The organism is Mycolicibacterium vulneris, from assembly GCF_002104765.1.
Classification (GTDB): Bacteria; Actinomycetota; Actinomycetes; order Mycobacteriales; family Mycobacteriaceae; genus Mycobacterium; species Mycobacterium vulneris.
In genome coordinates this window covers 1-6,164 of record NZ_NCXM01000065.1, presented here as the reverse complement: position 1 = coordinate 6,164, position 6,164 = coordinate 1, and the positions used below count along the sequence as shown (strand labels likewise).

1 protein-coding gene is annotated in these 6,164 nt (G+C 67.4%); it reads right to left on the bottom strand.

Annotation, left to right across the window (positions count from 1 at the left end; all coding sequences use genetic code 11):
- The coding region (locus B8W69_RS29250) for a non-ribosomal peptide synthetase (RefSeq protein WP_133058055.1) at positions 1 to 6,164 on the bottom strand (6,164 nt) is incomplete at both ends.

Here is a 6,164-nt window from a genome sequence, read left to right as displayed (position 1 = left end):
TGCTCATCGGCACGGCCCACATACCGCAGCTGCCCATCGGCACCCCACCGCACCAAATCCCCGGTGCGATACATCCGTTGGCCGGACTCCCCGAACGGACATGACACAAATCGCGACCCGGTCAACGAAGCCCGGCCCACATACCCACATGCCACGCCGCGACCGGCCACATACAACTCGCCGACCACCCCGGCCGGCACCGGCCGTAGCCACTCGTCGAGGACGAACAACGCCGCCCCCGAAACCGGCGAGCCGATCGGCGGCACACCCGAGTTCGCGGTCAGCGGTGCGCTGATTGCCACACACATCGTGGTCTCGGTCGGGCCATAGGCATTGACCATCACCCGGCCCGGGGCCCACCGATCCACCACCTCAGCCGGGCAGGCCTCACCGACCACCGCCAGCGCCACCGACTCCAACCCCTCATCCGGCAGCGCTGCCACCGCCGATGGAGTCTGCGTCAACACACTGACCTGCTCAGCAACCAGCACCCGGTGCAAGTCCTGCGGCGAACCCGTCACCGACTCCGACACCACCACCAAGCGCCCACCGCGCAACAATGCACCAAAGATCTCCCACACCGAGACGTCAAACGCCAACGAATGACACAGCGCCCACGCCCCCGCGTCCGGCAGACCGGCATCCAACGACCCCAACAACTGAGTCACGTTGCGGTGAGTGACCGCAACACCTTTGGGCACCCCGGTGGTGCCCGAGGTGTAGATCAGGTAGGCGACATCGTCGGGGGCCGGGCCCGGCAAGCCCGTGCTGGGCTGGGCGTCAACAGCAGGATCATTGACATCGATAACGGTCACGTCATGGCGTTCGAGCCGCTCAGCCAGATCGGCGGTGGTGACGCCGACGACCGGCTTGGCATCGCCGAGCATGAAATCGATCCGACTATCCGGCGACGAGGGGTCAATCGGCAGATACGCCGCCCCCGTCTTGAGCACCGCCAGGATCGACACGACCGCCTCGGCCGACCGCGAAAACAGCAGCGCCACAGTCCGTCCCGGACCCGCGCCCGCAGCGGCCAGTAGGTGCGCCAGCCGATCAGCGGCCTGTTCGACCTCGCGGTAAGTCATTGAACGCGCTTCGCAAGTCAGCGCCACCGCGTCCGGTGTACGGGACACCCACTCAGCGAACAGCTCCGGAATCGACACCGGCGTGCTCACCGACTCGGTCAGCACCGCCCGGTTGCCGATCTCATCGAGCCGGGCATGTTCACCCTCGCCGAGCAGATCCACCGACGAGAGCCGCCGGGTCGGGTCGGCGGTGAGCGCCATCAACACCCGCTGCAACCGCGCGATCAACGCCTTGATACTGGCCGCGTCGAACACGTCGGTGCGAAACTCCACATGCCCGGAAATCCCGGCGGGCGCACCGGCCTCGGTCCAGTTCTCCTTGAGGAAAAAGACCAGATCCATTTTCGCGGTCTGGGTATCCCCGAGCAGCGGAGTCACCTGAAGATCGCCCAAAGCCAGCCCGGTCGAGGGGACATTGACCTGTCCGGGGAAGTTGTTCCAGCCCAACATCACCTGCACCAGCGGGTGATGGGCCAACGACCGGGTGGGATTGAGCCGCTCCACCACCACCTCGAAGGGCACATCCTGGTGCTCGTAGGCGGCCAGGCCGCGTGCTCGCACCTGGGCCAACAGCTCGGCCACGGTGGGATCACCGGCCACATCGACGCGCAGCACCAAGGTGTTGACGAAAAACCCCACCAGTTCATCGAGTGCCGGATCGCGCCGCCCGGCGATCGCGAACCCCACCGCCACATCAGAACTGGCGCTGAGCTTGGCCAGCAACACCGCCAGCGCGGCCTGCATCACCATGAAACCGGTCGCGTTGTGCTCATGGGCCACGCGAGCAATTTGCTGCTGCACCAGCGCCGGCCACTCCACCAACACCCTCGCGCCGCGCTGATCGGCCACCGGCGGGTAGGGCCGGTCGGTGGGCAGCTGCAGCCGCTCGGGCATCCCGGCCAACGCCTGCTCCCAATACGCCAGCTGCACGCCGATGCGGCTTTCGCTGTCCTCGAGATCACCGAACTGCGCGCGCTGCCACAGCGTGTAATCGACATACTGCACCGGCAATGGCGCCCAGTCGGGGGCCCGCCCCACACACCGGCTGGCATAGGCCACGCTCATGTCACGCACCAGCCGGGTCGTCGACCATCCGTCAGCGGCGATTTCGTGCACTACGGCCACCAGCACGTGTTCGTCGTCGGCGACGCGGAAAAGCCCCGCCCGCAAGGGGATCTCGATGGCCAGGTCAAACCGGTAGCCCACCGCGGCCACGATGGCTTCATTCAGCCGGTCCGCCGGCCAGTCGGTGGCATCAATGACGTCCCAGCCGAAATCGGCCTGCTCGGCGGGCACCACCACCTGCCGCGGTATCCCCTCGACCGCCCGGAACAGGGTGCGCAGGCTCTCGTGGCGACCCACCACATCGACCAGCGCCGCAAACAGCGCGTCCGCATCCAGGTGGCCACTCAGCCGCAACGGCACCACCACGTTGTAAAGCGGTGACGGCCCCTGCAACTGGTCGATAAACCACAACCGGCCCTGGGCAAACGACAACGGCACCACCGCCGGCCGCTCGACCGGCACCAGCGGCTCGAGGCCCCCGCCCTTACCGATACGGGGCGCCAACTGGGCAACCGTGGGCGCCTCGAACACCGCCCGCACCGAAAGATCGGCATCCAGACCGGTATTGACGGCAGCGATCAGACGCATCGCCGACAGCGAATCCCCACCCAAATCAAAGAACGAGTCGTCGACCCCGACCCGGTCCAGCCCCAGCACCTCGGCGTACACGCCGGCGATGATTTTTTCGGTCTCGGTTTGGGGCGCCCGGAAGGCGGTGGCGGCAAACACCGGTGCCGGCAAGGCTTTACGGTCGAGCTTGCCCGAGGAGGTCATCGGGAACTCGTCGAGCACCACAATGTGGGTTGGCACCATGTATTCGGGCAACCACGCGCTCAACTGCTGACGCACCGCGGCGACTTTGGTGTTGGTCTGCGGGTCGTTGGCGTGGGTGCCGCGTTGGTGAGCCCCGTCGGATGGCAGATACAGATCGGTCAGCGCCGAGGTCGCGTCAGCGTCAGCCGCAGCGATGAACACCGCGTCCACGGTGCCCGGTTGAGCGCCCCAGGTGACCGCGACGCGATATCCGGCGGTCTCAGCCAGGCCGTGCAATTGTTCGGGGACAACGGCATCGGCGCCGTCGGCGCGGGCCAATGCGTCGGCTAGGGGCAGCCCGGCGGCCAGGCCGAGTTCGATGTCGACGTCGCTGATCAGTCCGGCGCGCGGGATCTCGGTGACACGGACAGTGGTGGGACGTTGGGATATCAACCGGTCGCGCAGCCCACCCAGGCCCGCGCACTGGGACCACGCCCAGCTGTCCGTGCCGGCCAGTGAGCGCACCGGTGCCGGGGTTTTGTGGATGCTGACGTCGTAGCGGTACCGGTTGAGTTCGTTGTCGGCCATCCCGCGCTTGACTTCAATGTCCAGCCCGACCGCCGACGGCTGATCAGCGGCCCAGGTGGTGAAAAACTCTGGGGCCAAAAGCAATTCGGCTTCGCCGAACATGGCGCGCTGAACTCGTTGACGAATCTCGGCGGCATCAGTGGCGTCGGTGCGGGCCAGCGCGACGCCGGTCTGAAACGCGCCCTGCAGACTGTGGTTGCGCACGTCGCCGATAAACAGTGCCCCGCCCGGTGCCAGCAACCGCATCGTCGCGGCCATCACATCACGCAGATACCCCGCACTCGGGAAGTACTGGACCACCGAGTTGAGCACCACCACATCGAAATGGCCCTCCGGCAACCCCTCGACCACATCGGCCGGCTGCACCCGCAACCGCACCCGATCACCCCACGGCTGCGCGGCCACCGCCGCCTGCAACTTGTGGATCGCCGGCGCCGAAAAGTCCGTTCCCCAATACTCGCCACAGTTCGGGGCGATCTGGGACAACAGCAGCCCCGAACCCACGCCGAGCTCCAGCACCCGCCGCGGCCGCAGGGCGTTGATCCGGTTCACGGTGGCCGAACGCCACTCTTCCATCTCCTCAAGCGGAATCGGCTCACCGGTCAGGCTGCTGTTCCAGCCCCGGAAATTGCTACCGAAGTCCGGGGCATCGATTTCAGCGTCGTACACGTCGTCATAGATGTGTTGCCACCCTTCGACGATTTCGGCGTCGTCATCTGCGGCGGCGGCGGTGTGCTCAAGGGTCACATACGCGACCAGATGAGAGGCGGTGTCGCCGTGGTGCATAACGGCCGCGGCCTGGGTGACCTGCGGGCAGGCCAGCAGGGTGTTTTCGATCTCGCCCAGCTCCATGCGCTGCCCGCGCAGTTTCACCTGGGTGTCGGCCCGGCCGAGATAATCCAGGGCGCCCTCCGCGGTCCAGCGGACCAGATCGCCGGTGCGATACATCCGCGCGCCGGGCCGCCCAAAAGGATTGGCCACGAACCGTTCCGCGGTCAACCCGGCCCGGCCGACATAACCGTGCGCCACCGCCGGCCCGCCCAGATACAGTTCGCCCACCACCCCAGGCGGGGCCGGTTGCAGCCGCGCATCGAGCACCAGCGCACACACCCCCGGGATCGGGGCGCCGATGTGCACCGGCTGCCCCGCCACCAGCGGCGCACAGGTAACCCAGATGGTGGTCTCGCTCGGGCCGTAGCCGTTGTACATGCGCCGACCCGGCGCCCAGGCCGCCACCACCTCGTCGCGGCAGGCCTCCCCCCCAGCGATCAGCGTGTCCAGCGCGTCCAGCCGGGCCCGATCCAGCGACGACAACACCGTCGGGGTCAGAATGGCGGCACCGACCCGCTGCTCCTGCATCAGCGCGGTCAACGCCTCCCCGGCATACACCCCCGCCGGGGCCACTACCAACGCCGCACCCGACGCCACCGCCAACAACCATTCAAGGAGCGAGGCATCGAATGTGGGCGCGGCCACCATCAATACCCGCGCATCCGCACCCAACCCGAACATCGCGCGTTGCGCCGCCGCCACGCCCAACAAACCGGCGTGGCTCACCGCCACCCCCTTGGGCACACCGGTGGACCCCGACGTGAAGATCACATAAGCGCTGTTATCCACCCCCAACGGAGCCAGCCGGTCGGCGTCGGTGATCGGATCCACCGGGTACCCGGTCAGGTCCAGACCATCGATGCGCAGCACCCGACGGGCCCCCGTCCCGGCCAAAGTATCGGCGCTGCAGGTCAATACACACACCGCGCCCACTGCGTCGAGCACCGCCGCGATGCGGTCCACCGGGTGGGTCGGATCCACCGGCACATACACCCCGCCGGCCTTGAGCACCGCCCACCAGGCAACGACCAACTCCACACACCGGCCCATCGCCACGCCCACCGCGCGCTCGGGACCCACCCCGGCCTCAATCAACACCCGCGCCAACCGCGTCGACCATTGATCAAGCTCGCCATACGACACCTCCCGGCCACCGTCGATGAGCGCCACCGCGTCCGGGTCTGCGGCCACCGCCGCAGCCAACATCTCCGGCCCGAGCCCCACCGGCACGGTCACCCCAGCACCCGACCACCCCGACAGCACCAGATCACGCTCACCGCGATCCAGCAGCGACACGTCGCTCACCGTCACCGAGGGGTCGGCCACCACCGCGTCAATCACCCGGCCAAACCAGCCGACAATCCGCTCGATGCTGGCCCGGTCGTACAGATCCGTGGCGTATGTCAGCACGCCGGCGGCCATCGGCGCTCCCGCATCTTCGCTGGGCACTTCGCTGAGTTGAATATCGATGTCGAATTTGGCGGTGCGGGTGCCCACCATCAGCGGCTCGACGCTGACCCCCTCCAGCGCGATGTCGGGGCGCGCATTGTTCTGGAGGGCGATGGCCACCTGAAACAGTGGATGATGCGACGCGGAGCGCACCGGGTTGAGCTGCTCGACCAGCAACTCGAACGGAACATCCTGGTTGCTGTAGGCATCCAGCGCCTTTTGGCGCACCTGCTCGAGCACCTCGCTGAACCGCTGTGCGGGGTTGACCCCCACCCGCAATACCCAGGTGTTGACGAAAAACCCGACCAGCTCATCGAGCGCCGCATCCATCCGCCCGGCGATCGGCGCGCCCATCACGACGTCCTCGCCGGCCCCCACCCGGTGCAACACCAC